Genomic DNA, 24,226 nt, shown 5'->3' with positions numbered 1-24,226 from the left:
CGCACCCGAATTCTCGTACTTGGAAAGCGCGTCGGCTGAGACCGGGACCCACATGTCCCCGCTCCACGCACCCGACGCGCTCCCCTCGCTTGCCTGCCGGCACGAGGGGTTTTTTGTTGCACTGGCACATGGCGCATGTACGAATCACTTGTAAAACCCTCAGCTTCGAGAAGAGATTGCCGATGACCGAGCAGGCCACCGGGGCCCACCATCCGCAGCCGCGGGCCCGTACCGGCGGACAGCAGACCGCTGCGATCGAGCACGTCACGGGTGCGCAGTCCCTCATCCGTTCTCTCGAAGAGGTGGGGTGCGACACGGTCTTCGGCATCCCGGGAGGCTGCATCCTGCCCGCGTACGACCCGCTGATGGACTCCACGAAGGTCCGTCACATCCTGGTCCGGCACGAGCAGGGGGCCGGTCACGCCGCCACCGGGTACGCGCAGGCCACCGGCAAGGTCGGCGTCTGCATGGCCACCTCCGGCCCGGGTGCGACCAACCTGGTCACCCCGATCGCCGACGCCCACATGGACTCCGTCCCGCTGGTCGCGATCACCGGCCAGGTCTCCTCCAAGGCCATCGGCACCGACGCCTTCCAGGAGGCGGACATCGTCGGCATCACCATGCCGATCACCAAGCACAACTTCCTGGTCACCAAGGCCGCGGACATCGCCAAGACCATCGCCGAGGCGTTCCACATCGCCTCCACCGGCCGTCCCGGCCCGGTCCTGGTCGACATCGCCAAGGACGCCCTGCAGGCGCAGACCACCTTCAGCTGGCCGCCCGCCCAGGACCTCCCCGGTTACCGGCCGGTCACCAAGCCGCACGCCAAGCAGATCCGCGAGGCCGCCAAGCTGATCGCCGCGGCCAAGCGCCCGGTCCTCTACGTCGGCGGCGGCGTGATGAAGGCCGGCGCCACCGCCGAGCTGAAGGTCCTCGCGGAGCTCACCGGCGTCCCGGTCGTCACCACCCTGATGGCCCTGGGCTCCATCCCGGACACCCACCCGCAGAACCTCGGCATGCCCGGCATGCACGGCGCGGTCACCGCCGTCACCGCGCTGCAGAAGTCGGACCTGCTGGTCGCCCTGGGCACCCGCTTCGACGACCGCGTCACCGGCAAGCTGGACAGCTTCGCCCCCTTCGCCAAGATCATCCACGCGGACATCGACCCGGCCGAGATCGGCAAGAACCGCGCCGTGGACGTCCCGATCGTCGGTGACGCCCGCGAGGTCATCGCCGACCTGATCCAGGCCGTCCAGGCCGAGATCAACGAGGGCAACACCGGTGACTACACCGCCTGGTGGAAGGATCTCAACCGCTGGCGCGAGACCTACCCGCTGGGCTACGACCTGCCCGAGGACGGCAGCCTCTCCCCGCAGCAGGTCATCCAGCGGATCGGCCAGCTCGCCCCGGAGGGCACCATCTACGCGGCCGGCGTCGGCCAGCACCAGATGTGGGCGGCGCACTTCGTCGACTACGAGGAGCCCCGCACCTGGCTGAACTCCGGCGGCGCCGGAACCATGGGCTACGCGGTCCCGGCCGCGATGGGCGCCAAGGTCGGCATGCCGGACCGCACGGTCTGGGCGATCGACGGCGACGGCTGCTTCCAGATGACCAACCAGGAACTGGCCACCTGCGCGCTGAACAACATCCCGGTCAAGATCGCGATCATCAACAACGGTGCGCTGGGCATGGTCCGCCAGTGGCAGACCCTGTTCTACAACCAGCGGTACTCCAACACCGTCCTGCACGGTGAGGAGACCGGCCACGACACCGTCGGCTCCCAGCTCGGCGAGTCCGTCGCCCCCCGCATGGGCACCCGCGTCCCGGACTTCGTCAAGCTGTCCGAGGCCATGGGCTGCGTCGCGCTCCGCTGCGAGGACCCGGCCGACCTGGACAAGGTCATCGCCGAGGCCAACGCGATCAACGACCGCCCCGTCGTGGTCGACTTCATCGTCCACGAGGACGCCATGGTCTGGCCGATGGTCGCCGCCGGCACCTCCAACGACGAGGTCATGGCAGCCCGGGGCGTCCGCCCCGACTTCGGCGACGGCGAAGACGACTGAGCCGCGAGAGCCCCAGAGAGAGAACGACACACATGTCCAAGCACACGCTCTCGGTCCTGGTCGAGAACACGCCCGGCATCCTCGCCCGGATCGCCGCGCTCTTCTCCCGCCGCGGATTCAACATCGACTCCCTGGCGGTCGGCGTCACCGAGCACCCCGACATCTCCCGCATCACCATCGTGGTCAATGTCGAGGACCTGCCCCTGGAGCAGGTGACCAAGCAGCTCAACAAGCTGGTCAACGTCCTCAAGATCGTCGAGCTGGAGCCCTCCTCCGCGATCGAGCGCGAACTCGTCCTGGTCAAGGTCCGTGCCGACAACGAGACCCGCTCCCAGATCATCGAGATCGTCCAGCTGTTCCGCGCCAAGACCGTCGACGTCTCCCCGGAGGCCGTGACCATCGAGGCCACCGGCGGCGCCGACAAGCTCGGCGCGATGCTCAAGATGCTGGAGCCGTTCGGCATCAAGGAGCTCGTCCAGTCCGGCACGATCGCCATAGGGCGTGGCGGACGGTCCATCACGGACCGCAGCCTGCGCGCGCTCGACCGCAGCGCCTGACGCACCCTCGGATCGCCGCGCCCGCGTGGCGCGGCGTCCGATGCTCGCATTGCGCAGTGCCCGATGCTCGCATTGCGCAGTGCCCGATGCTCGCATTGCGAGACCGACAGACTTTCATTCCGTTCCCCGCCGTACGGTGGGAGCAACACCAGCGCACCAAGGAGATATCCCAGTGGCCGAGCTGTTCTACGAGAACGACGCCGACCTGTCCATCATCCAGGGCCGCAAGGTCGCGGTCATCGGCTACGGCAGCCAGGGCCACGCCCACGCGCTGTCGCTCCGTGACTCCGGCGTCGACGTCGTCGTCGGCCTGAAGGAAGGCTCGAAGTCCAAGGCCAAGGCCGAGGAGCAGGGCCTGAAGGTCCTCCCGGTCGCCGAGGCCGCCGAATGGGCGAACCTCATCATGATCCTGACCCCGGACCCGCTCCAGGCCGAGATCTACGAGGAGTCCATCAAGGACCACCTGAAGGAGGGCGACGCGCTCTTCTTCGGCCACGGCTTCAACGTCCGCTACGGCTTCATCAAGCCCCCGACCAACGTGGACGTCGCCCTGGTCGCCCCGAAGGGCCCGGGCCACCTGGTCCGCCGTCAGTACGAGGAGGGCCGCGGCGTTCCGTGCATCGCCGCCGTCGAGCAGGACGCCACCGGCAAGGCGTTCGACCTCGCCCTCTCCTACGCGGCCGGCATCGGCGGCACCCGCGCCGGCGTCATCAAGACCACCTTCACCGAGGAGACCGAGACCGACCTGTTCGGTGAGCAGGCCGTCCTCTGCGGTGGCGCCTCCGCGCTCGTCAAGGCCGGCTTCGAGGTCCTCACCGAGGCGGGCTACCAGCCGGAGATCGCGTACTTCGAGTGCCTGCACGAGCTCAAGCTGATCGTCGACCTGATGTACGAGGGCGGCCTGGAGAAGATGCGCTGGTCGGTCTCCGAGACCGCCGAGTGGGGCGACTACATCACCGGCCCGCGCGTCATCACCGACGCCACCAAGGCCGAGATGAAGCAGGTCCTCGCGGAGATCCAGAGCGGCGAGTTCGCCAACACCTGGATGGCCGAGTACAAGGCCGGTCTGCCCAAGTACAACGAGTACAAGAAGGCCGACTCCGAGCACCTGCTGGAGACCACCGGCAAGAAGCTGCGCAAGCTGATGAGCTGGGTCTCCGACGAGGAGAACTGACCCACTGCGAAGGGGCCGGGACGCTTCCGTCCCGGCCCCTTCGTCCATCCGGTTTGTCCATCCGGGCCGTATCGGGTTGTCCACCCCGGCCAACCCCGGACGGGTGATCTCTCCGGACAGGCGGAAAACAACCGCCGCCCCGCTACTACACTGCTCAACACAACGCGTCAGGCCCACAGTGTCGTGCGTCTTCCACGCGGCTAGCCCCCTCCACCGCCTGCGGCCGTCGGGACGGCCGTCCGCACTGGATTAGTGAGGACCCACGTGAGCTCGAAACCTGTCGTACTGATCGCCGAAGAGCTTTCGCCTGCCACCGTTGAGGCTCTCGGCCCCGACTTCGAGATCCGCCACTGCAACGGCGCCGACCGCGCGGAGCTGCTGCCCGCGATCGCGGACGTCGACGCCATCCTCGTGCGCTCCGCCACCAAGGTCGACGCGGAGGCCATCGCCGCCGCGAAGAAGCTCAAGGTCGTCGCCCGTGCCGGCGTAGGTCTGGACAACGTGGACGTCTCCGCCGCCACCAAGGCCGGCGTGATGGTCGTCAACGCCCCGACCTCCAACATCGTCACCGCCGCCGAGCTCGCCTGCGGCCTGCTGGTCGCCACGGCCCGCAACATCCCGCAGGCCAACACCGCCCTGAAGAACGGCGAGTGGAAGCGCAGCAAGTACACGGGTGTCGAGCTCAGCGAGAAGACCCTCGGCGTCGTCGGCCTCGGCCGCATCGGCGTCCTGGTCGCCCAGCGCATGTCGGCCTTCGGCATGAAGGTCGTCGCCTACGACCCCTACGTGCAGCCCGCGCGCGCCGCCCAGATGGGCGTGAAGATGCTCTCCCTCGACGAGCTGCTCGAGGTCGCGGACTTCATCACCGTGCACCTGCCCAAGACCCCGGAGACCCTCGGTCTCATCGGCGACGAGGCGCTGCACAAGGTCAAGCCGTCCGTCCGCATCGTCAACGCCGCGCGCGGCGGCATCGTCGACGAGGCCGCCCTGTACTCGGCCCTGAAGGAGGGCCGCGTCGCCGGCGCCGGCCTGGACGTGTACGCGAAGGAGCCCTGCACGGACTCCCCGCTGTTCGAGCTGGACCAGGTCGTCTGCACCCCGCACCTCGGCGCCTCCACCGACGAGGCCCAGGAGAAGGCCGGTATCGCCGTCGCCAAGTCGGTGCGCCTGGCGCTCGCCGGCGAGCTGGTGCCGGACGCGGTCAACGTCCAGGGCGGTGTCATCGCCGAGGACGTCCGCCCGGGCCTGCCGCTCGCCGAGAAGCTCGGCCGGATCTTCACCGCCCTGGCCGGCGAGGTCGCGGTCCGCCTCGACGTCGAGGTCTGCGGCGAGATCACCCAGCACGACGTCAAGGTGCTGGAACTCTCCGCCCTCAAGGGTGTGTTCGAGGACGTCGTCGAAGAGACGGTCTCCTACGTCAACGCCCCGCTGTTCGCGCAGGAGCGCGGTGTCGAGGTGCGCCTGACCACCAGCTCGGAGTCCCCGGACCACCGCAACGTGGTCATCGTCCGCGGCACCCTCTCCGACGGCCAGGAGGTCTCGGTGGCGGGCACCCTGGCGGGCCCCAAGCACCTCCAGAAGATCGTCGGCATCGGCGAGTACGACGTGGACCTGGCGCTCGCCGACCACATGGTCGTGCTCCGCTACCAGGACCGCCCGGGCGTCGTCGGCGCCGTCGGCCGGATCCTCGGCGAGGCCGGTCTGAACATCGCGGGCATGCAGGTCGCCCGTGCCGAGGAGCACGGTGAGGCGCTCGCCGTCCTGACCGTGGACGACACCGTCCCGCCGGCGGTGCTGGCGGAGATCTCCGAGGAGATCGGCGCCACGTCGACCCGCTCGGTCAACCTGGTCGACTGACCGACCACGCACGTGTGAAAGGGCCCGGGGTTTCCCCCGGGCCCTTTCCCGTTTCCGCCGGCCCGGCGCCGTACGCCGCGCCGTACGCCGCTCAGTGCGCGGCGGTGACCGGCTCGGTGGCTTCGGCGGCCGGTCCGGCCGGGGCCGGTGCGACGGCCGGTGCGGGGCCCGTGGCCGTCCGCAGCAGTGCCAGGGCGAGCCCGGCCGAGGCCAGCAGCACGGCGGCCCCGCCCCAGGCGGCGTACTGCATGCCGTGCACGAAGGCCTCGCGGGCGGCGGCCAGCAGTTCCGCGCCGGCCTCGCCCCCCAGCTGCCCGGCGGCGGCAGCGGCCCCGCCCAGGGTCTCCCGCGCGGCCGGCTCGGCGCCGGAGAGGTCCTCGCGGTAGACGGCCGTGCCCAGGCTGCCCAGCAGGGCCATGCCCAGCGCGCCGCCGAACTCCTGGCCGGTCTCCAGCAGGGAGGCGGCGGAGCCGGCCTTCTCCGCGGGGGCCGAGGCCAGTGCCATGTCGGAGACCAGGGACATCACGGTGACGATCCCGCAGGCCAGCACCGTGCAGCCGGTCAGCAGCAGCCACAGCGAATCGGTGCCGACCAGGGCGAGCAGCGCGAACCCGGCGGCGCCGGTGGCGAAGCCGCCCGCGATGACCGTCCGCCGGCCGCGCTTCTGGCCGAGGGCTGCGGCGGCCGGGGCGGCCGCGCCGACGGCCACGGACGGGGCGAGGCTCCACAGCGCCGCCTCCAGGGTGCCCATGCCGAGCACCGACTGCAGGTACTGGGTGGTGAAGTAGGCGGATCCCATCATCGCGAAGGCGGCCAGGGTGTTGAGGGTGACACCGGCCCCGAAACCCCGGCCCCGGAACAGCGCCGGGCTGATCATCGCGTCCTCGCGGGAGCGCTGGCGGCGGACGAAGACGTACCCGACGGCCAGGCCGGCGGCGAGGCAGCCGAGGTGGAGCGGCCGGGCACCCTCGGCGGCGATCTCCTTGAGCCCGTAGACCACCGGCAGGACCGCGCCCATGGACAGCGGCACGCTCAGCAGGTCGAAGCGGCCGGGGGCCGGGTCCTTGAACTCGGGGACCAGCACGGGCACCAGGACCAGCAGGAGCAGCATCGCGGGCACGTTGATCAGGAAGACCGAACCCCACCAGAAGTGGTTCAGGATCAGCCCGCTCATCACCGAGCCGAGCGCGATGCCGCCGGCCATGGCCCCCGACCAGATGCCGATCGCCTGCGTCCGCTGCCTGTCGTCCCGGAAGAGGTTGCGGACGAGGGCCAGTGTGGAGGGCATCAGGGTGGCCCCGCCGACACCGAGGAGCACACGGGCGGCGATGAGCATCTCGGCGCTCTGTGCGTAGGCCGCGGCCACGGAAGCGAGGCCGAAGGCGACGGCCCCGATCAGCAGCAGTCTCCGGCGGCCGATCCGGTCGCCCAGCGAACCCATGGTGATCAGGAGGCCGGCCAGGGCGAAGGCGTAGCTGTCGAAGATCCACAGCTGTTGGGTGGCGCTGGGGTCGAGCTCCCGGGTGATGGCGGGGACCGCGAAGTAGAGGACGGACACGTCCATCGACACGAGCAGCAGGGGGAGCAGCAGGACGGTGAAGGCGGTCCATTCGCGGCGCCCGGCACGGGGCGGGGTCTTCGTCATGAGCAGAAATGTACAGACGTCATAAACGCTTGTCTAGTACGTGTGTTTTGAACGTCCGTATTGATAGGGTGCGGGCATGGGACACAAGGAAGATCTGCTCGACGGCGCGAAGAAGTGCCTGGTCGAGAAGGGGTTCGTGCGGACCACCGCGCGCGACATCGTGGCCGCCTCCGGGGCGAACCTCGCCTCCATCGGCTACCACTACGGCTCCAAGGACACCCTGCTCACCCAGGCGTTCGTGCAGCTCATGGAGGAGTGGGGCGAGTCCTTTTCGGCCGCAGTCCAGGGTGAGGGCGGTTCGCTGGAGAGGTTCCGCTCCCTCTGGGAGAACGTGGTCGCCCAGCACGAGGCGTCGGGACCGGTGTGGGCCGCCAGCCTGGAGATCGCCCTGAGCCAGGACCGGGTGCCGGAGCTGCGGAAGATGCTGGCCGCCCAGCAGGGGGAGGGGCGCCGCGGCCTGATCGCGATGATGACCGGCCGGCCCGAGGAAGAACTCGACGAGCGGGACGTCCGGACGCTCGGGGCCTTCTATCAGGCCCTGCTCAACGGCCTGATGATCCAGTGGTTGTTCGACCCGGAGAGCGCCGCGAGCGCGGAGGAGCTCACCGAGGGGATGCGGCGCGCGGCCGGGACCGCGCTGGGCAAGGAGAAGTAGGCCGCGCCGGAAGGGGGCCGTCCTGCTGCCAGGACGGCCCCTTCCGGACGGTGCCCGTACCCGGGTGTCCTCACACGGTCAGGACCACCTTCGCGCGGGCGTGCTCCACCTCCAGGTACCGGATCGCCTCCGCCGCCTCGGCCAGCGGGTACGTCCGGTCCACGACCGGCCTGACCCGCCCGGACTCCACGAGTTCCCGCAGCGCCGCCAGGTTCTCCCGGCGGGGCTCGGCCGTCAGCACGAGCAGCCGGTGCCGGGCGAACCGGGACAGCACCTGCCCCTTCACGAGCAGCGCCATCGGCCCGATCAGGCTGCCGCCCCCGGACACCCCGCCGCCGGACAGCACCAGTGTCCCGGCGGGCACCAGCGCGCGCCGGAGATCCGCCAGCGAACGGTTCCCCACCAGGTCGAGCACCAGGTCGTACGTCCGGCCGCTCCGGGTGAAGTCCTCCCGCGCGTAGTCGACGACGCGGTCCGCACCCAGCGAGCGGACCAGTTCGGCGTTCCGGGCGCTGCACACGCCGGTCACCTCGGCGCCCAGTGCCTTGGCGATCTGCACCGCGAACGTGCCCACGCCCCCGGACGCGCCGTTGACCAGTACCGACTGCCCCGGTGCCAGACGCCCCAGGTCGCGCAGGCCCATCAGCGCGGTGTTCCCCGCCAGGGGGATCGCGGCCGCCTGCGCGAAGGTCAGGCCGGCCGGCTTGCGGTCCACCGCCGTGGCGGGGGCGCACACGTACTCGGCGAACGCCCCGTCGGCCTCGCCGTACACCTCGTCGCCCGGGCGGAGTCCGGTCACGGCCGCGCCCACCGCCTCCACCGTGCCGGCGAAGTCGCGGCCCCGGACGGGCACTTTGGGCCGGCGCAGCCCGAGCACCGGGCGCGCCACGTACGGATCACCCCGCATCAGGTGCCAGTCGGCCGCGTTGACCGCGGCGGCCCGGACCCTGACGAGTACGTCGTGCTCTCCGGGTACCGGCCGGTCGACCTCCCGGTGTTCAAGGACCTCGGGTGGGCCGTAGCGGTCCTGGACGATCGCCTTCACGGTGCCTCCTGTCGCGCGGTGCCGGTGGTGTTCGCGACGGTAGGTGCTCCGGCCGGGCGCGGGCATCGGGGACGGACCCGGGTCCGGCCCGGAGACCGGGGCGGGGTCCGTACCCCTGGAGTCGTAGCGCGCCTTCAACTTTCGTTGAGCCGGGCCGCCTTCAGTGCCATGTGCAGCAGCAGCCGGTCCTCGCCCTCGTCCAGGTCCAGCCCGGTCAGCTGCTCCACCCGGGACAACCGGTAGTAGAGGGTCTGCCGGTGGATGCCCAGGGCCGCCGCCGCCCGCCCGGCCTGTCCGGCACAGTCCAGGAACACCTCGGCCGTGCGCGCCAGTTCGGGGTGGGCCGGGCCGAGCAGGGCACGGGTCGCCGGGTCCTGCGCCGGGTCGGCGGACAGCGCCGCCAGCATCCGGTACGCGCCGATCGCCGACCAGCGGGCCACCGGCCCCAGCCGCGGCTGGGCCAGCGCCGCCCGGGCGGCGGCCGTCGCCTGCTCCCAGGCCTCCGGCAGCCCGGCCAGGTCCCGTACCGGCTCGCCGACCCCGGCGGCCCGCGCGCCACCCGCCCCGGCCGGGGGGCTCCCGGCCCCGCCGTCCCGGGGCAGCAGGCGGCCGGCCGTGTTCAGTGCCGGGGTGAGCGAGTCCGCCGCCCGGAGCCTCACCAGGACCGCCAGACCCTCCCCGGACGCCCGGCCCTCCCCGACCGCCGGGCCGTCTCCGGCCGTCTCCCGCAGCGGTGCCGCGCACACCGCCGCCGCGCCCGGCACCGACCCAGGCGTGTCCCCGGCCCACGGGGCCACGCACACCAGGCCGTGCGGGCCGGCCCCGCCCGCCCCCAGCGCGGCCCGGAGCGCCTCCACCGCCAGGTCCCGCGGCCGGCCCCGGCCGGCGGTGAGCACCGCCCGGAACTCCCGGGACAGATCCGCGCCCGCCCTGGCCTCCTCGGCCAGCAGCACCCCGATCCGCTCGGCCACCTCCATGGCGGCGTCCAGCTGGGCGGGGTCCGGCCAGGGGCCCTGCCCCGGTCCCGGCTCCGGGTCGAGCAGCCACACGTAGCCGTGCACGATCCCGCGGTTCCGCACCGGCAGGCAGATCCGGCCCCGGAACACCCCGGCCTCGGGCGCGGCCGGGATCCGGACCGGGCCGGTGGCGCGGGCGATGCCGAAGCCCTCGAACCAGGACCGCACGGCCGCGGTGGACTGCCGGGTCAGGATCGACCGGGTCCGGACCGGGTCCATGGCGAGGTCGTCCTCGCTGTCGTGGGCGCCGAAGGCGATCAGGCGGAAGTCCCGGTTCTCCAGGGTCGCGGGGGCACCCAGCAGCGCCGAGATCTCGTCCACCAGGTCCTGGTAATCGCCCTTCACGGGCACATTCTCCCACCCGGCGCCGCCCGCTTCAGACATCTGTATGAGATCCCGGCCACGGATGCGTGACAGGTGTCGATGGCCGAGGATCAAACCGATCCATAGGTTTCACGGTGGTTTCACTTGCTTTCTGCCACCCGTTGGAGGTGCCCCGTGCTGGGTCCCGTGATTCTGGCCGCCTCGCGCAGCGAGAAGATGCGCCGAATCGTCTCTGCCGCCCCGGTGACCAAGCCCGTGGTCAATCGCTTCATCCCCGGCGAGACGGTCGACCAGGTCATCCCGATCGTCACCGACCTGGCCGCCAAGGGGCTGGAGGTCACCCTCGACGTGGTGGGCGAGGACATCACCACGGTGGAGCAGTCCTACGCCGCCCGTGACGCCTACCTGGAGCTGATCGACCGGCTGCAGGACCTGGGCCTGGGCACCAAGGCCGAGATGTCCGTCAAGCTCTCGATGTTCGGCCAGGCGCTGGAGGGCGGCCACGAGCTGGCCCTCGCCAACGTCCGCCCGGTCGTCGAGGCCGCCGCGGCCATCGGCACCACCGTCACCCTGGACGCCGAGGACCACACCACCCTCGACTCGATGTTCGCCATCCACGAGGAGCTGCGGAAGGACTTCCCGCAGACCGGCTGCGTCATCCAGGCGTACCTCTTCCGCACCGAGGCCGACGCCCGCCGCCTGGCCGCCTCCGGCAGCCGCGTCCGGATCGTCAAGGGCGCCTACAAGGAGCCGGCCGAGGTCGCGTACCAGGACAAGGCGGAGATCGACAAGGCGTACGTGCGCATCCTCAAGATCTTGATGGAGGGGCAGGGATACCCGATGATCGGGTCCCACGACCCGCGCCTCATCGCCATCACCCAGGAACTCGCCCGCACCGCCGGGCGCAAACTGGACGAGTACGAGTTCCAGATGCTGTACGGCATCCGCAGCGAGGAGCACCTGCGGCTGGCCGCCGAGGGCCACCGGATGCGTGTCTACACCGCGTACGGGACCGACTGGTACGGCTACTTCATGCGCCGTCTGGCGGAGAAGCCGGCCAACCTGCTCTTCTTCGTCCGCTCGATGATCACCAAGAACTAGGTCAAGGAGTTTTCGACCCATGGACGCTGTGACCCAGGTCCCCGCGCCGGTCAACGAGCCGGTCCACACGTACGCCCCCGGCAGCGCCGAGCGGGCGCGTCTCGAAGCGCAGCTGAAGCAGCTCTCCGAGAACCCGATCGAGCTCCCGATGACCATCGGCGGCACCAAGCGGATGGGCGCCGGCGAGCGCTTCGACGTCGTCCAGCCGCACGACCACAAGTCGGTGCTCGGCACCTACGCCAACGCCACCCAGGACGACGCCCGCGACGCCATCGAGGCCGCCCTGGCCGCCGCCCCGGCGTGGCGCGCGATGTCCTTCGACGACCGCGCCGCGATCATCCTGCGCGCCGCCGAGCTGCTGTCCGGCCCGTGGCGCGAGAAGCTGGCCGCCTCCACCATGCTGGGCCAGTCCAAGACCGCCCAGCAGGCCGAGATCGACACCCCGTGCGAGCTCGTCGACTTCTGGCGCTTCAACGTGCACTTCGCCCGCCAGATCCTGGCCGAGCAGCCGATGGCCAACTCGGCCGGCGTGTGGAACCGCAGCGACCACCGCCCGCTGGAGGGCTTCGTCTACGCGATCACCCCGTTCAACTTCACCGCGATCGCCGGCAACCTGCCGACCGCGCCCGCGCTGATGGGCAACGTGGTGCTCTGGAAGCCGTCCCCCACCCAGACGCACGCGGCCGTCCTGCTGATGGAGCTCCTGGAGGAGGCCGGCCTCCCCAAGGGCGTCATCAACCTGGTCACCGGTGACGGCATCGCCGTCTCCGAGGTGGCCCTGAACCACCCCGAGCTGGCCGGCATCCACTTCACCGGCTCGACCAAGACCTTCCAGTACCTGTGGAAGACGGTCGGCACCAACATCGAGACGTACAAGTCCTACCCGCGCCTGGTCGGCGAGACGGGCGGCAAGGACTTCGTCGTCGCGCACCCCTCGGCCGACCGCGCCGTCCTGAAGACCGCGCTGACCCGCGGCTCCTTCGAGTTCCAGGGCCAGAAGTGCTCGGCGTCCTCCCGCGCCTACGTTCCGGCGTCCATCTGGAACGACGGCTTCAAGGAGCAGTTCGCCGCCGAGGTCGACGGCATCACCATGGGTGACGTCCGCGACCTGACGAACTTCATCGGCGCCGTCATCGACGACCGCTCCTTCGCCAAGAACAAGGCCGCGATCGACCGCGCCAAGGCCGACCCGACCTGCACGATCGTCGCCGGCGGCACGTACGACGACTCCGAGGGCTACTTCGTCCGCCCCACCGTCATCGAGTGCACCGACCCGGAGAACGAGGTCTTCACGACCGAGTACTTCGGCCCGATCCTCGCCGTCCACGTCTACGAGGACGACAAGTACGACGAGATGCTGGACCAGATGGAGTCCGTCTCGGCGTACGCCCTGACCGGCTCGGTCATCGCCGCCGACCGCTACGCGGCCGCGCACACGATGGAGAAGCTCCGCTTCGCCGCGGGCAACTTCTACATCAACGACAAGTCCACCGGTGCCGTGGTCGGCCAGCAGCCGTTCGGCGGCGGCCGCGCCTCCGGCACCAACGACAAGGCGGGCGCCGCGTCGAACCTGCTCCGCTGGACCTCGACCCGCTCCATCAAGGAGACCCTGGTCCCGCCGACCGAGTACGGCTACCCCCACATGGGCTGACGCCCCCCCCGGGCCTCCCCGGCCCACCCATGAACCCGCCCCCGCTCCGGTACCCCCAAGTCCGGAGCGGGGGCGGCTCCCATTTCCGGCAACCGGTGTTAGCCTGGACCTAGTTGGTGCGGAAGCTTGCTCCTACACCTCGGGCCCCGGCTGCCCGAGGGGAGCCCAGTTCTCTCACGAGATCCCGTACGTGTGGTTGTCCGTTGGGTACGCGTTACCTCCACTCGCCGAGCCGGTGCGGCGCTGAGGAGACGTGTGTCCGGAAACAGCAACCGTAAGCGTGCCGCCCGGCTGTGCACCCAGGCGACCGGAGTGCCATACCGCTCCGCCCTCGAGTGGGCTGAGCAAGGTCGGATCTCCCGCACCCTGCCGGTCCCCGACGCCTTCAGGTCCGAACAACGTGCCTTCGAGGCATGGGTCGCCCTGGTCGGCGGCGAATCACTCAAGGACAGCCAACTCGACGGCGCCGTCATGGGCTTCACGCGCTCCCTGCCCACGCCCGACGGCCTGGTGCTCCAGGTGCACACGCCGATGGCGGAGCGTCTGCTAGCTGAACTGATGCCCCGGGTCGACGTGTACTACGGCGGCCTCCGCGGTGTGCCCGGACTGCGCGTCCGGTCCAGCCCGCGCGGATGCCTGCTCCGTGACCTCGCCGGAGGTGGAGAGATCCTCCTGCATGGGGTGGGGCGGTCCCCACGGCTCCCCGTGGACACTCAGGGAGTCCGATACGTGGGTCGCCGCAGCAGGCGCAGGCTGCACGCCCTGGAGGTGGCCGAGCTGGCAGACTGGACGGGCAGCCTCGCGGGGGACGACCCCGTCTCCAGGGACCGGCTGCTGAGCAGGCTGCTCAGGCGCCCCCGGCTGGTCAACCTCGCCGCCGAGGCCCACGGATGGGCGAACTCGTATTGCCACCAGTACCAGGACATGGTCCTGGAGTGGTGCTGTGGCCAGGACGCTTCAGTGGTGAAGGACAAGCTGCTGCGCAGCGGTCTCGACGCGCCCCCGGACAGTTTGCCGTCGGCCGAAGCACCCGTGGGTCTGCACCCCGGCACGATCGCCCTGGGAGGGGCGCGCATCTACGTGCGCCGGATCGAACTGGCCCACACGACCCAGGGCCTGGTACGGACCGGGGAGTCGATCCGGGGGAGGTACGTCTGATGCCCGCCCTTCTCCTCCTCCTGTTCCTGCTCCTCCCCGATCTCGTGTCGGGGCTCAGGATGGCGCTCCGTGACCATCTGATCCTGAGGGAGGTGCGGGTTGCCCTGGCACAGTGCACACCGGCCGAGAGGGTGCAGGTCTGCCTTGCTCTGGCAGCCGCGCTTCAAGGGCCGGAAGGGCCGGGCGGCACGCAAGGGCCGACCGCACCTCCTGAACTTCCTCCGCTGCCCGGCGCGTAGGCAGGCGAGGGGCCCGGCGGGCGCCCGGCCCGCCGGGGAGCCGGGGTCAGACCTCGACCATCACCTGTTCCAGGGACTTCCGGACCAGGTCGGGGACCTGGCAGTCGTCGGCCGGGTAGCCGACCGGGATCACCGCGAACGCCTTCTCGTTCTCCGGCCGCTTCAGCACGTGTCCCAGGAAGCGCATCGGGCTGGGGGTGTGGATCAGGGCCGCGAGTCCGCTCAGGTGGAGGGCCGACAGCAGCATGCCGACCGCGATGCCCACCGACTCGTCCACGTAGTAGTGCTTGCGCTTGGAGCCGTCCTCGCCGAGCCAGTGGCGCTGCTGGAACACCACGATGAGCGCCGGCGCGTCCGTCAGGTGGGTCTTCACGGCGTCCGTGCCCAGCGGGCGCAGGGCCGCCAGCCACTCGTCGCCGAGCCGGCCCTCGTAGGAGATCTCCTCCTCCTGCTCGGCGGCGGCCCTGATGCGCTGCCGGATCTCCCGGTCCTTGACCAGGACGAAGGTCCACGGCTGCTGGTGGGCCCCGGACGGCGCGGTCGCGGCGCACGCGATCGCGTCCCGGACCACCTGCTCGGGCACCGGATCGGGGGAGAAGTGCCGCACGGTCCGCCGCCGGTCCATCCGGACCCGCAACTCGGCCGCGCGGGCCAGGGATTCCTCGGCGTCCATCCGCTCGGGCCGGTAGGGCACCGGCCGGTAGGGCTCGCCGTGCGTGGGCGTCCACTGCTGGGTGGTAGTCGACATACGGCCGAGTCTGATCCGGGGAACCGCCCTTGGCCATAGGGGCGTTGTACGTGATGTCTGTTTCCGTACGGGACGCACAGGGGGAATCGTGGCGGAGGGGAACGCAGTGGTGCGGCTCCTGGACTGGGAGGGCTGCTTCAACGTCCGCGATCTCGGCGGCCCGGGCGGCTGCGCCCCGGGCGCACTGGTCCGCTCGGACCGGGTGAGCGGCCTCACGGCGGTTGGCTGGGAGGCGCTCCTCGACCACGGGGTCCGGACGGTGATCGACCTCCGCAACCCCGACGAGGTCGCCGCGGACACCGACGCGGCCCCCCGCCCGGCGGCCGTCACCACCCTCCACGTGCCGCTGGACGGCATCGAGCACCGTGACTTCTGGGACCACTGGTGGGGGACACCGGGCTCCGGCAGTCCCGAGTACTACGTGCCCTTCCTCCGGCGCTTCCCCGAGCGGGTCGCCGGCGTGGCCCGGGCCGTGGCGCACGCGGGTCCCGGCGGGGTGCTCTTCCACTGCGCGCTCGGCCGCGACCGCACCGGCCTGATCTCTCTTGTCCTCCTCCGGCTGGCGAGGGCGGACCCGCAGTGGATCGCCGCCGACCACGGACTGAGCGAGCCCCGGATGCCGGCCTGGCACGCCGCGCACGGGCGGACGTACGACCCGGGCCCGGTGGAAGCCCGGCTGGCAGAGCTGGGCACCACCGCACACGAGCTCGCCCGGCAGGCCGCGGAGTGGCTGGACGCCCCCGGCTACCTGCGGTACGGCGGGCTGGGCGTGGACGGCCTGCGGAGGCTGGAGGGCAGGCTCGCGGGCCGCTGATACCGTCGCCGGGCGCAGGACTGCCGAACGGCTCACGCGCCCGGTACCCGGAAAGGCAGGAGGGCAACCTGTGACGGACGTACGCCTGGTGCACACCGCCGGGCTGGAGCCGGGCGAGCTCGGCGGGCTGCGGGAGATGCTCGACGAGGCGTTCGAAGGGCAGTTCTCCGACGAGGACTTCGAGCACGGGCTCGGCGGGATGCACGCCCTGGTGCGCCGGGGCGGGCGGATCGTCGCGCACGGTAGCGTCGTGCAGCGCCGGGTGGTGCACGGAGGGCGGGCCCTGCGCACCGGGTACGTCGAGGCCGTCGCCGTACGGGCCGCCGATCGCGGGCAGGGCCTCGGGCACGCGGTGATGGGCGCGCTGGAGGAGGTCATCGGGCGGGCGTACGTCCTCGGCGCGCTGGCCGCCTCCGCCACCGGCGCCCCCCTCTACCGGAGCCGGGGATGGACCGTCTGGGGCGGATCGCTCGGCGCGCTGGCGCCCGGGGGACCCGTATCCCTGCCCGAGGAGGGGTCCACCTACCTGTGGGTGCCTCCCGGCGGGGTCCTGCCGGACCCCGCCGGGCCGCTGTGGTTCGACTGGCGGGACGGTGACGTGCTCTGAGGGGGCCCTTGAGGGGCCCTCGGCCCGGTCGGCCCGGCCCTTACGAGCCCGAGACGCTCGCGGTGCCCGTTTCGAGGTGGCCGGTGTAGCGGCGGGACCAGGTGCCGTCGGAGTTCGCCAGGACGGTGAAGTCGTACCAGCCGTTGGTGTAGGCGACCGCGTTGAACCAGTCCTCCTTGGTGGAGCCGGCCGGGACGGTGTAGGTCCACGGGCCGTCCGTGCGGTAGGCGTTCGAGCGGATCGTGAAGGTGACCGGGGAGCCGGAGGCGTTCTTCATCTTGAAGTAGACCGCGAGCTTGCCGGTGCCCGGCTCCACGGCGTAGCGGGCCGCGACCTCCAGGTCCTTGCCCGGCTTCGTGGCGTCGCCGATGAAGCGCCGCAGGAAGCGGTTCGGGCCGTGCATGGAGATGTCGTACTTGCCGGAGCCGTGCCCCAGGCCGATGTGGAAGTAGTCCGTGGCCGTGCTGCCGGCGTCCACCGTGTACTGCCAGGCCGCCGTGTCCCGGTGCTGGTGCGGGTGGATCGAGAAGTGCGCCGGGCGGGTCGCCTGCGCGCCCTGGTTGGTCATCGAGAACCAGGCCTTGATCTGCCCCGCGGCGCCGAACTCGAAGCGGTCCAGGTTGCCGTTCGCCTGGTAGGGCAAGGCCCGCGCCGGGCGGGTGCCCGGCTCCTGCGCGGGCAGTGCGTTGTCCTGCGGCACCGGGTTGGGCAGCGGGGCGCAGGTCGCCTGGCCGATGACCTTCGCCGTGGACGGGAGCCCGGCGGGGACGCCGTACACCGGGCGGGCGAAGTCGAAGACGCCGGTGAGGTCGCCGGTCACCTTGCGGCGCCAGGCGCTGATGTTCGGGCAGAGGGCGGGCTTGCCCGCCGCCGTGGACCAGGTCTCCAGGAAGCGGAGGACGGAGGTGTGGTCGAAGACCTCCGAGCTGACCCAGCCGCCCCGGGTCCACGGCGACATCACCAGCATGGGGACGCGGAAGCCGAGGCCGACCGGTATCCCGTCGATGTACTCGCCGGGGGTGCCGGGCGGGGCCACCGGCGGCGGCACGTGGTCGAAGAACCCGTCGTTCTCGTCGTAGTTGAGGAAGAGGACGGTGGAGTCGAAGACCTCGGGGTTCGCGGCCAGCGCCCGGTAGACCAGGTCCACGAAGTGGGCGCCGTCACCCGGAGGGGCGTACGGGTGCTCGGAGAACGCCTGGTTCGCGACCACCCAGGAGACCTGGGGCAGTGTGCCGGCCACCACGTCCGCCCGGATCGCCGCCGCGATGTCGTCGGGCGTGGAGCCGGTGACCCGCGGCACGGAGGCCATGCCCTTGTCGTGCCAGGGGGTGCCGGGCGCGGCGTCGGTGAACTTCTTGAAGTAGGCCAGGCCGTTGTCCCCGTAGTTGTCCTGGGCGTTCTGGTAGACCCGCCAGGAGATCCCGGCCCGCTCCAGGGCCTCGGCGTACGTCTCCCAGGTCAGCCCGGACTCCTCGCCGCCGTCCTTGCTGCTGCCGTCCACCTTCCCGCTCCACAGGAAGGTCCGGTTGGGGCCGGTGGCGCTCAGCGCCGAGCAGAAGTACGCGTCGCAGATCGTGTAGGCGTCGGCGAGGGCGTAGTGGAACGGGATGTCCTCCCGGTCCAGGTGGCCCAGGGTGCGGGTGTTGCCCACGCCGGCCACCCAGTTGTCCATCCGGCCCTTGTTCCAGGCCGCGTGCTGGGAGGTCCAGCTGTGCGGCAGGTCGCCGGTGCACTGGGCGAGGGTCTCGCCATCCGTGCCGCCCGCCGGCGGGGTGTCGGACAGGTTCCACGGGTACTGTCGCCCGCCCAGGTTGGGCTGGTTGAACATGCCCCAGCCGCCGGGCAGGTTGCCGGCGGCCCGGTCGCCGAACCCGCGGACACCCCGCAGCCGGCCGAAGTAGTGGTCGAAGCTGCGGTTCTCCTGCATGAGGACCACCACGTGCTTCACGTCGGTGATGGTGCCGGTGGCGGCCGCCGCGGCCGTCGAAAGGGGGGCGGCAGCGGCGGCGGCAGCGGCGGTGTCGGCCGGCAGGGCCGCCCCGGCCGCGCCCGCCACGAGACCCGCTCCGATCCCCACGAACCCTCTACGGCTGATCGGTGTCACTGGCCCTCACATTCAACTCGGGTGCCCCGTCCGGCACATCGAGCGCAAGGGTGGCGCCACCGTGTCCAAAGGTCCACGGCCGTGCAGTAATCAATCGGTGAACATCGCGGAACCCCCGGTTCAGATCCCCGTGCGGACCAGCGTCTTGCCCAGGTTCTCGCCGTGCAGCATGCCCAGGAACGCCTCCACCGTGCGGTCGAAGCCCTGGACGACGGCGGTGTCGGTGCTCACCCGGCCGCTCTGCAGGTGCGGCACGAGGAACTCCTCCAGCTCCTCCTGCAGATTGGTGTGGTTGCGGACCAATACCCCTTCCAGCCGGAGGGACTTGTGCACGATCTCGAAGAGGTTGCGCGGTGCGGCCGGTGCGCGGTCGCCGTTGTAGGTGGAGATGGCGCCCACCCAGGCGATTCGCCCGTACTCGCGCAGCACGTCGATCGCGCCCGCCAGGTGGTCCCCGCCGACGTTGTCGACGTACACGTCGATCCCGTCCGGGGCGGCCGCCGCGAGGAGTTCGCCGACCGGCCCGTCGTGGTAGTCGAAGGCGGCGTCGAAGCCGAGCCGCTCGGTGAGGTGCCGCACCTTCTCCGGGGAGCCGGCGCTGCCGATGACCCGGCGGGCCCCCAGCAGCCGGGCGATGTGGCCGGCGGCGGTGCCGACCCCGCCGGCGGCCGAGGAGACGTACACGTCCTCGCCCTCCCGCAGGGCGGCCGTCCGGGTCAGCGCCGCGTACGCGGTGAGTCCGGTGCCTCCGAGGACCGAGAGGTACGCCTCCAGCGGGACGCCCTCGTGGGCGCGGATCCTGCGGGTGCCGTCGACGCCCGCGGTGACCAGGGCGTGCGTGCGCCAGCCGGCCCGGTGGAAGACCAGGTCGCCCTCGCGCAGCCCCGGGTCGCGGGAGGCGACCACCCGGCCGACCGAGCGGCCCTCCAGCGGGGTGTGGAGCTCGAAGCCGCCCTCGCCGCCGTCCATCAGGCCCCGGTGGTACGGGTCCACCGACAGCAGCAGGTTCTCGACGAGCGCGGTGCCGGGGGTGGGGGAGGGGACGGGGGTCCCGACGAACGCGAAGTCCGCGGCGGAGGGGAAGCCGGAGGGGCGGGCGGTCTGGTGCACGGCGTATGCGGTGTCGTTCATGGCGGTGACGCTAGGAAGGAATCCGCAGGCCGGGCAGGGGGTTGCGCTCATGGAAGGCGCACATCCATGAACGCGGCTCATGGAACGTGACGGGGACGAGAAGGCACGAGAAGGAACGAGAGGGAGGTGGAGCCCCGTGGCCGGGCCCGCTCCGCAGGAACTGCCCGCACCGGCTGTACAGCCCGTGCCAGCCGTACAGCCCGTGCCGGCTGTACTGCCCGTACTGCGGGAGCTGCCGGCCGTGCAGGACCTGCTCACCCCGCAGGAGCTGCGGATCCTGGTGGCCGTCGCCGAGGCCGGCGGCTTCTCGCCGGCCGGGGCCGCCCTGGGGATCACCCAGTCCGCCGTCTCGCACGCCGTACGCGCCACCGAGGCCAAGCTGGGGGCGGTGCTGTTCGACCGCGGCCGGTCCGGGGCCCGGCCCACCCCGGCGGGGGAGCGGGCGGTGGCGCTGGCCCGCCGGATCCTCCGGCTGTACGAGCTGCTGGCCGTGGAGGTACGCGGCTCCGGGCCGGGCTCCGGTTCGGGCTCCGGGCCCGGAGCGGTCACGGGCACCCTGCGGATCGCCGCGTTCCGCAGTGCGGCCCTGCACCTGCTGCCGCCCGCCCTGGAGCGGCTCACCGCCCGCCACCCGGGCATCCGGCCCGAGGTGCGCGTGGTGCGCGAGCTGGGCGCGGGCACGGCGGGGGAGGTCGCGGCCGGCCGGGCCGACCTCGGCATCGCCACCCTGGGCGGCTCCACGGGAGTGCCGTCCGGTCTGCTGAGCGGGGTGCTGGCCGAAGAGCCGTACGCGCTGGTGCACCCCGCCGGGCACCCCGACCCGAAGGCGCTGCCGCTGCTGGACTGGGACGAGAACTGCGGCTCGTACACCCGGGAGTGGTGGCGGGCGCAGGACTGGATCCCGCGGGCCGCGGTGAAGGCCGAGGACGACGGCATGGTGCTGACCATGGTGGAGCGCGGCCTGGGCATGGCGATCATGCCCGCCCTCTCCCTGACGGGAGCACCGGACACAGTACGGATCACCGATCTCGGACCGGAGCGGCCCACCCGCTCGGTCGGCTACGTGACCACCCGCGAGCTGGCCGGCACCCCGGCCGTCCAGGCCCTGATCCGAGAACTCCGCGCAGGCCGCCGTACCTCCGGCGGCTGATCCGCCCCACCCGCGGCGCCCGGCCCGCCACAGCCCGCGCGGCCTCCGGAACCGACACGCCCGGCCGGACGCTCCGCCGGAACCCGGGCGGCCCCCCTCCCGGGCCCCTCGCCCGGGCCCGGCCGGAGCCCCTCCGTCCGGTATGCGTCCCGTGTTTCCCGGCTATCGGCGGCGTATCGCACCGCCACCCCCCGCATATCGCCCAAATATTCCTGTCTCAGATACTAGGAAGTCCGACTAACTGCCGAGACATACAGCGCGAGCTGCCCTAGCTTTGTAGAAGCCGAACGCATCGCCGACCGGGCGAATGGCGGCCGTGAGCGTGCGCCCCACGCAGGCAACCCCTGCTGCGCCCAGCTCCCCGCCCCCTTCCGGCGCCTTGAAAGAACCCCTCACCCGTGGCCCCGCCACACCCTGCTCTCAAGGAGTCGATCACGATGCACACCACCGCCAACGCAGCCCGCTCCGCCGCCGCCCGCCGCGTCCGCCGCTCCGGCTCCGCCGACGCCGACCGCCGCAACGCCGCCGCCGCCCTGCAGCGCTCCCTGGACCGCCGTGACAACGGTGGCGCCACCGGTCACTGAGCCACCCCCGCGGCCCCTTGCGGCCACCCGTCCGGGGCCCCCTCAAGGCTCCCTCGGGGCCCGTTCGGGGCCCGTTCGGGCCACACCGCCGACGACGCGTTTGCGTCCACATGGTGGACGCAACGTGTCTGAAGGCTGGACGAGGAGTACGGTGCCGACATGTCGACCAGCATCAATCTCGCAGTGATCCCCGGTGATGGCATCGGCCAGGAAGTCGTGGCTCAGGGCCTCAAGGTCCTTACCGCGGTCCTGCCGCAGGATGTGAAGCTGGAGACCAAGGAATACGACCTCGGCGCCCAGCGCTGGCACCGCACCGGCGAGACCCTGCCGGACGCGGAGCTCGAGGCCCTCAAGCACCACGACGCGATCCTGCTGGGCGCCATCGGCGACCCCTCGGTCCCGTCCGGCGTGCTGGAGCGCGGTCTGCTGCTGAAGCTCCGCTTCGCCTTCGACCACTTCATCAACCTGCGCCCGTCGAAGCTCTTCCCGAACACCGCCACCCCCCTGGCGGGCCGTCCGGACATCGACTTCGTCGTGGTCCGCGAGGGCACCGAGGGCCCGTACACCGGCAACGGCGGCTCGCTGCGCACCGGCACGCCGGCCGAGGTGGCCACCGAGGTCAGCGTGAACACCGCGTACGGCGTCGAGCGCGTCGTCCGCGACGCCTACGAGCGGGCCAACTCCCGCCCCCGCAAGAAGCTGACGCTGGTCCACAAGAACAACGTGCTCGTGTACGCGGGCCACATGTGGAAGAACATCTTCGACAAGGTGGGCCAGGAGTACCCCGAGGTCACCACCGACTACCTGCACGTGGACGCGGCGACGATCTTCTTCGTCACCCAGCCCGAGCGCTTCGACGTCATCGTCACGGACAACCTCTTCGGTGACATCCTCACCGACCTGGCCGCCGCCGTGACCGGCGGAATCGGCCTGGCCGCCTCCGGGAACATCAACCCCACCGGCGCCTTCCCGTCCATGTTCGAGCCGGTCCACGGCTCCGCCCCGGACATCGCGGGCACCGGCAAGGCCGACCCGACCGCGACCATCCTGTCCGTCGCCCTCCTGCTGCGTCACCTGGGCTACGAGGCCGAGGCGGTCCGCATCGAGGACGCCGTCTCCGCCGATCTGGCCGAGCGCGACGGCACCTTCCGGTCGACCGACCGGATCGGCGACGCCCTCGCCGCCCGCGTAGCCGGCTGACCCGGCGCAGCAGCTCAGCTCCATCCAGAGAGAAGCCGCCGGGCGCATCCCCGCACCCGGCGGCTTTCCCTGTGCGTCCCCGGGTGCCACCATCTCCCCTGGGCCGCATCACCCCGGTTCTCCGAAAGACCGTCCCCGCGCGATAATCGAACGCGAGGCCGCGGAATACGGGGAAGCTCGGACGTCCTGGTACGCCGTGAGCGCGGTCCGCCATACACAAAAGGTGAAGGACAAGCACTCATGACGACGCCCACGATCGAGCTCAAGCCCTCCTCGAACCCGCTGTCCGACGCGGAGCGCGAGGCGCTGCTGACCAGCCCCGGATTCGGCCGCCACTTCACCGACCACATGGTCACGATCAAGTGGACCGAGGGTCGCGGCTGGCACGACGCGGAGCTGGTCCCGTACGCGCCGCTCTCCATCGACCCGGCGAACATGACCCTGCACTACGCGCAGACGATCTTCGAGGGCCTCAAGGCGTACAAGCAGCCCGACGGCACCGTCGCCACCTTCCGCCCCGAGGCGAACGCCGAGCGCTTCCAGGCCTCCGCCCGCCGCATGGCCATGCCGGAGCTGCCCACCGAGCTGTTCATCGCCGCCTGCGACGCCCTGATCCAGCAGGACCGGGCGTGGGTGCCGGACTCCGGCGAAGCCTCGCTCTACCTCCGGCCGTTCATGTTCGCCACCGAGGTCGGCCTCGGCGTGCGTCCGGCCAACGAGTTCCTGTTCATGGTCATCGCCTCCCCGGCCGGCGCCTACTTCCCCGGCGGCGTCAAGCCGGTCTCCGTCTGGCTCTCCGAGGAGTACGTCCGCGCGGTCAAGGGCGGCACCGGCGCGGCCAAGACCGGCGGCAACTACGCGGCCTCCCTGGTCGCGCAGGCCGAGGCGGCCGGGCACGGCTGCGACCAGGTGGTCTGGCTGGACGCCAAGGAGCACCGCTGGGTCGAGGAGATGGGCGGCATGAACCTGTACTTCGTGTACGGGAACCCCGACGGCGCCGACGGCACCGCCCGCATCGTCACCCCCGAGCTCACCGGCTCGCTGCTCCCGGGCATCACCCGCGACTCGCTCCTGACCATCGCCCGTGACCTCGGCTTCACCGCCGAGGAGGGCCGGATCTCCACCGAGGACTGGAAGCGGGACACCGAGAACGGCACCCTCACCGAGGTGTTCGCCTGTGGCACCGCCGCGGTCATCACCCCGGTCGGCTCGGTGAAGTCCCACAACGACAACTGGACCCAGGGCGACGGCACTCCGGGCGAGGTCACCATGCGGCTGCGCAAGGCGCTGCTCGCCCTGCAGACCGGCCACGCCGAGGACGCGCACGGCTGGATGCACCCGCTGGGCTGATCCGCGCCGCACGGCCGGACACGGCGAAGGGCCCCTGCGTGAGCAGGGGCCCT

At 71.5% G+C, this 24,226-nt stretch carries 20 protein-coding genes; 14 read left to right on the top strand and 6 right to left on the bottom strand.

What is annotated here, in order from left to right:
• Window positions 1-182: 182 nt before the first annotated feature.
• From ACGFQ9_RS28995 to serA, 4 genes are all read left to right on the top strand, one after another.
• On the top strand, window positions 183-2,063 hold the full coding sequence (locus tag ACGFQ9_RS28995; RefSeq protein ID WP_393577815.1) for an acetolactate synthase large subunit: 1,881 nt from the start codon (window positions 183-185) through the stop codon (window positions 2,061-2,063).
• Window positions 2,064-2,095: 32 nt separating this feature from the next.
• Window positions 2,096-2,620 carry an acetolactate synthase small subunit gene (gene ilvN / locus ACGFQ9_RS28990; protein ID WP_393577813.1) on the top strand — a complete coding sequence of 175 codons (525 nt, stop codon included), beginning with the start codon at window positions 2,096-2,098 and terminating at the stop codon, window positions 2,618-2,620.
• 172 nt (window positions 2,621-2,792) lie between these two features.
• Window positions 2,793-3,794, top strand: a complete 1,002-nt coding sequence (gene ilvC, locus ACGFQ9_RS28985) for a ketol-acid reductoisomerase (RefSeq protein ID WP_393577812.1) — start codon at window positions 2,793-2,795, stop codon at window positions 3,792-3,794.
• Between the two features lie 264 nt (window positions 3,795-4,058).
• Window positions 4,059-5,651 carry a phosphoglycerate dehydrogenase gene (serA, locus tag ACGFQ9_RS28980; RefSeq protein ID WP_393577810.1) on the top strand — a complete coding sequence of 531 codons (1,593 nt, stop codon included), beginning with the start codon at window positions 4,059-4,061 and terminating at the stop codon, window positions 5,649-5,651.
• Window positions 5,652-5,742: 91 nt separating this feature from the next.
• Here the strand turns inward: serA and ACGFQ9_RS28975 are convergent, their stop codons facing one another.
• Window positions 5,743-7,296: an MFS transporter gene (locus tag ACGFQ9_RS28975; protein ID WP_393577808.1), complete on the bottom strand. Its 1,554-nt coding sequence runs from the start codon at window positions 7,294-7,296 to the stop codon at window positions 5,743-5,745.
• Window positions 7,297-7,372: 76 nt separating this feature from the next.
• Between ACGFQ9_RS28975 and ACGFQ9_RS28970 the strand changes: the two genes are divergently transcribed.
• Entirely contained in the window at window positions 7,373-7,951 is a 579-nt protein-coding gene (locus ACGFQ9_RS28970; RefSeq protein ID WP_393577807.1) for a TetR/AcrR family transcriptional regulator, read from the top strand.
• Window positions 7,952-8,021: 70 nt separating this feature from the next.
• Here ACGFQ9_RS28970 and ACGFQ9_RS28965 read toward each other — a convergent pair whose 3' ends face one another.
• Both ACGFQ9_RS28965 and ACGFQ9_RS28960 read right to left on the bottom strand, forming a co-directional pair.
• Window positions 8,022-8,996, bottom strand: a complete 975-nt coding sequence (locus tag ACGFQ9_RS28965; protein ID WP_393577806.1) for an NAD(P)-dependent alcohol dehydrogenase — start codon at window positions 8,994-8,996, stop codon at window positions 8,022-8,024.
• Window positions 8,997-9,130: 134 nt separating this feature from the next.
• Window positions 9,131-10,357, bottom strand: coding sequence for a PucR family transcriptional regulator (locus tag ACGFQ9_RS28960; RefSeq protein WP_393577804.1), 1,227 nt, complete (start codon window positions 10,355-10,357; stop codon window positions 9,131-9,133).
• 153 nt (window positions 10,358-10,510) lie between these two features.
• Between ACGFQ9_RS28960 and ACGFQ9_RS28955 the strand changes: the two genes are divergently transcribed.
• The 3 genes from ACGFQ9_RS28955 to ACGFQ9_RS28945 all read left to right on the top strand — a co-directional run bounded on the left by ACGFQ9_RS28955 (window position 10,511) and on the right by ACGFQ9_RS28945 (window position 14,246).
• A complete protein-coding gene (locus tag ACGFQ9_RS28955) occupies window positions 10,511-11,437 on the top strand; it encodes a proline dehydrogenase family protein (protein WP_393577802.1) in 927 nt (308 codons plus the stop codon).
• A 19-nt stretch (window positions 11,438-11,456) separates the two neighbouring features.
• Window positions 11,457-13,088, top strand: coding sequence for an L-glutamate gamma-semialdehyde dehydrogenase (pruA, locus tag ACGFQ9_RS28950; RefSeq protein WP_393577800.1), 1,632 nt, complete (start codon window positions 11,457-11,459; stop codon window positions 13,086-13,088).
• 255 nt (window positions 13,089-13,343) lie between these two features.
• Window positions 13,344-14,246, top strand: coding sequence for a hypothetical protein (locus ACGFQ9_RS28945; RefSeq protein WP_393577798.1), 903 nt, complete (start codon window positions 13,344-13,346; stop codon window positions 14,244-14,246).
• Between the two features lie 285 nt (window positions 14,247-14,531).
• Here ACGFQ9_RS28945 and ACGFQ9_RS28940 read toward each other — a convergent pair whose 3' ends face one another.
• Window positions 14,532-15,233, bottom strand: coding sequence for a nitroreductase family protein (locus ACGFQ9_RS28940; protein ID WP_393577796.1), 702 nt, complete (start codon window positions 15,231-15,233; stop codon window positions 14,532-14,534).
• 88 nt (window positions 15,234-15,321) lie between these two features.
• Between ACGFQ9_RS28940 and ACGFQ9_RS28935 the strand changes: the two genes are divergently transcribed.
• Both ACGFQ9_RS28935 and ACGFQ9_RS28930 read left to right on the top strand, forming a co-directional pair.
• Window positions 15,322-16,047 carry a tyrosine-protein phosphatase gene (locus ACGFQ9_RS28935; RefSeq protein ID WP_393577794.1) on the top strand — a complete coding sequence of 242 codons (726 nt, stop codon included), beginning with the start codon at window positions 15,322-15,324 and terminating at the stop codon, window positions 16,045-16,047.
• Between the two features lie 70 nt (window positions 16,048-16,117).
• On the top strand, window positions 16,118-16,654 hold the full coding sequence (locus ACGFQ9_RS28930) for a GNAT family N-acetyltransferase (RefSeq protein ID WP_393577793.1): 537 nt from the start codon (window positions 16,118-16,120) through the stop codon (window positions 16,652-16,654).
• 40 nt (window positions 16,655-16,694) lie between these two features.
• Here ACGFQ9_RS28930 and ACGFQ9_RS28925 read toward each other — a convergent pair whose 3' ends face one another.
• Window positions 16,695-18,758 (bottom strand): phosphocholine-specific phospholipase C, encoded by a 2,064-nt coding sequence (locus ACGFQ9_RS28925; RefSeq protein ID WP_393577791.1) that lies wholly within the window; start codon window positions 18,756-18,758, stop codon window positions 16,695-16,697.
• 120 nt (window positions 18,759-18,878) lie between these two features.
• Window positions 18,879-19,889 (bottom strand): NADP-dependent oxidoreductase, encoded by a 1,011-nt coding sequence (locus ACGFQ9_RS28920; protein ID WP_393577789.1) that lies wholly within the window; start codon window positions 19,887-19,889, stop codon window positions 18,879-18,881.
• 202 nt (window positions 19,890-20,091) lie between these two features.
• Here ACGFQ9_RS28920 and ACGFQ9_RS28915 point away from each other — a divergent pair, with 202 nt between their 5' ends.
• The 4 genes from ACGFQ9_RS28915 to ACGFQ9_RS28900 all read left to right on the top strand — a co-directional run bounded on the left by ACGFQ9_RS28915 (window position 20,092) and on the right by ACGFQ9_RS28900 (window position 24,173).
• On the top strand, window positions 20,092-21,039 hold the full coding sequence (locus ACGFQ9_RS28915; RefSeq protein WP_393577787.1) for a LysR family transcriptional regulator: 948 nt from the start codon (window positions 20,092-20,094) through the stop codon (window positions 21,037-21,039).
• A 437-nt stretch (window positions 21,040-21,476) separates the two neighbouring features.
• Complete coding sequence (locus tag ACGFQ9_RS28910) at window positions 21,477-21,623, top strand: hypothetical protein (protein ID WP_393577786.1); 147 nt, start codon at window positions 21,477-21,479, stop codon at window positions 21,621-21,623.
• A 159-nt stretch (window positions 21,624-21,782) separates the two neighbouring features.
• The gene (locus ACGFQ9_RS28905) at window positions 21,783-22,823 is read left to right on the top strand and encodes a 3-isopropylmalate dehydrogenase (RefSeq protein ID WP_393577785.1); all 1,041 of its coding nucleotides are present in this window, start codon (window positions 21,783-21,785) and stop codon (window positions 22,821-22,823) included.
• A 240-nt stretch (window positions 22,824-23,063) separates the two neighbouring features.
• Complete coding sequence (locus ACGFQ9_RS28900) at window positions 23,064-24,173, top strand: branched-chain amino acid aminotransferase (protein ID WP_393577784.1); 1,110 nt, start codon at window positions 23,064-23,066, stop codon at window positions 24,171-24,173.
• Window positions 24,174-24,226 lie beyond the last annotated feature (53 nt).

Origin of the sequence: Streptomyces sp. NPDC048603, assembly GCF_043199475.1 — a bacterium.
In the GTDB taxonomy this organism is placed as follows: Bacteria; Actinomycetota; Actinomycetes; order Streptomycetales; family Streptomycetaceae; genus Streptomyces.
This window is presented reverse-complemented; position numbering and strand designations above follow the sequence as displayed.

Excerpts from the sequence above, each read along its gene's own strand:
- pruA (WP_393577800.1), top strand. The coding sequence starts at position 11,457 with ATGGACGCTGTGACCCAGGTCCCCGCGCCGGTCAACGAGCCGGTCCAC.
- ACGFQ9_RS28905 (WP_393577785.1), top strand. The coding sequence starts at position 21,783 with ATGTCGACCAGCATCAATCTCGCAGTGATCCCCGGTGATGGCATCGGC.
- ACGFQ9_RS28995 (WP_393577815.1), top strand. The coding sequence starts at position 183 with ATGACCGAGCAGGCCACCGGGGCCCACCATCCGCAGCCGCGGGCCCGT.
- ilvN (WP_393577813.1), top strand. The coding sequence starts at position 2,096 with ATGTCCAAGCACACGCTCTCGGTCCTGGTCGAGAACACGCCCGGCATC.
- ACGFQ9_RS28975 (WP_393577808.1), bottom strand. The coding sequence starts at position 7,296 with ATGACGAAGACCCCGCCCCGTGCCGGGCGCCGCGAATGGACCGCCTTC.
- ACGFQ9_RS28900 (WP_393577784.1), top strand. The coding sequence starts at position 23,064 with ATGACGACGCCCACGATCGAGCTCAAGCCCTCCTCGAACCCGCTGTCC.
- ACGFQ9_RS28910 (WP_393577786.1), top strand. The coding sequence starts at position 21,477 with ATGCACACCACCGCCAACGCAGCCCGCTCCGCCGCCGCCCGCCGCGTC.
- ACGFQ9_RS28970 (WP_393577807.1), top strand. The coding sequence starts at position 7,373 with ATGGGACACAAGGAAGATCTGCTCGACGGCGCGAAGAAGTGCCTGGTC.
- ACGFQ9_RS28920 (WP_393577789.1), bottom strand. The coding sequence starts at position 19,889 with ATGAACGACACCGCATACGCCGTGCACCAGACCGCCCGCCCCTCCGGC.
- ACGFQ9_RS28940 (WP_393577796.1), bottom strand. The coding sequence starts at position 15,233 with ATGTCGACTACCACCCAGCAGTGGACGCCCACGCACGGCGAGCCCTAC.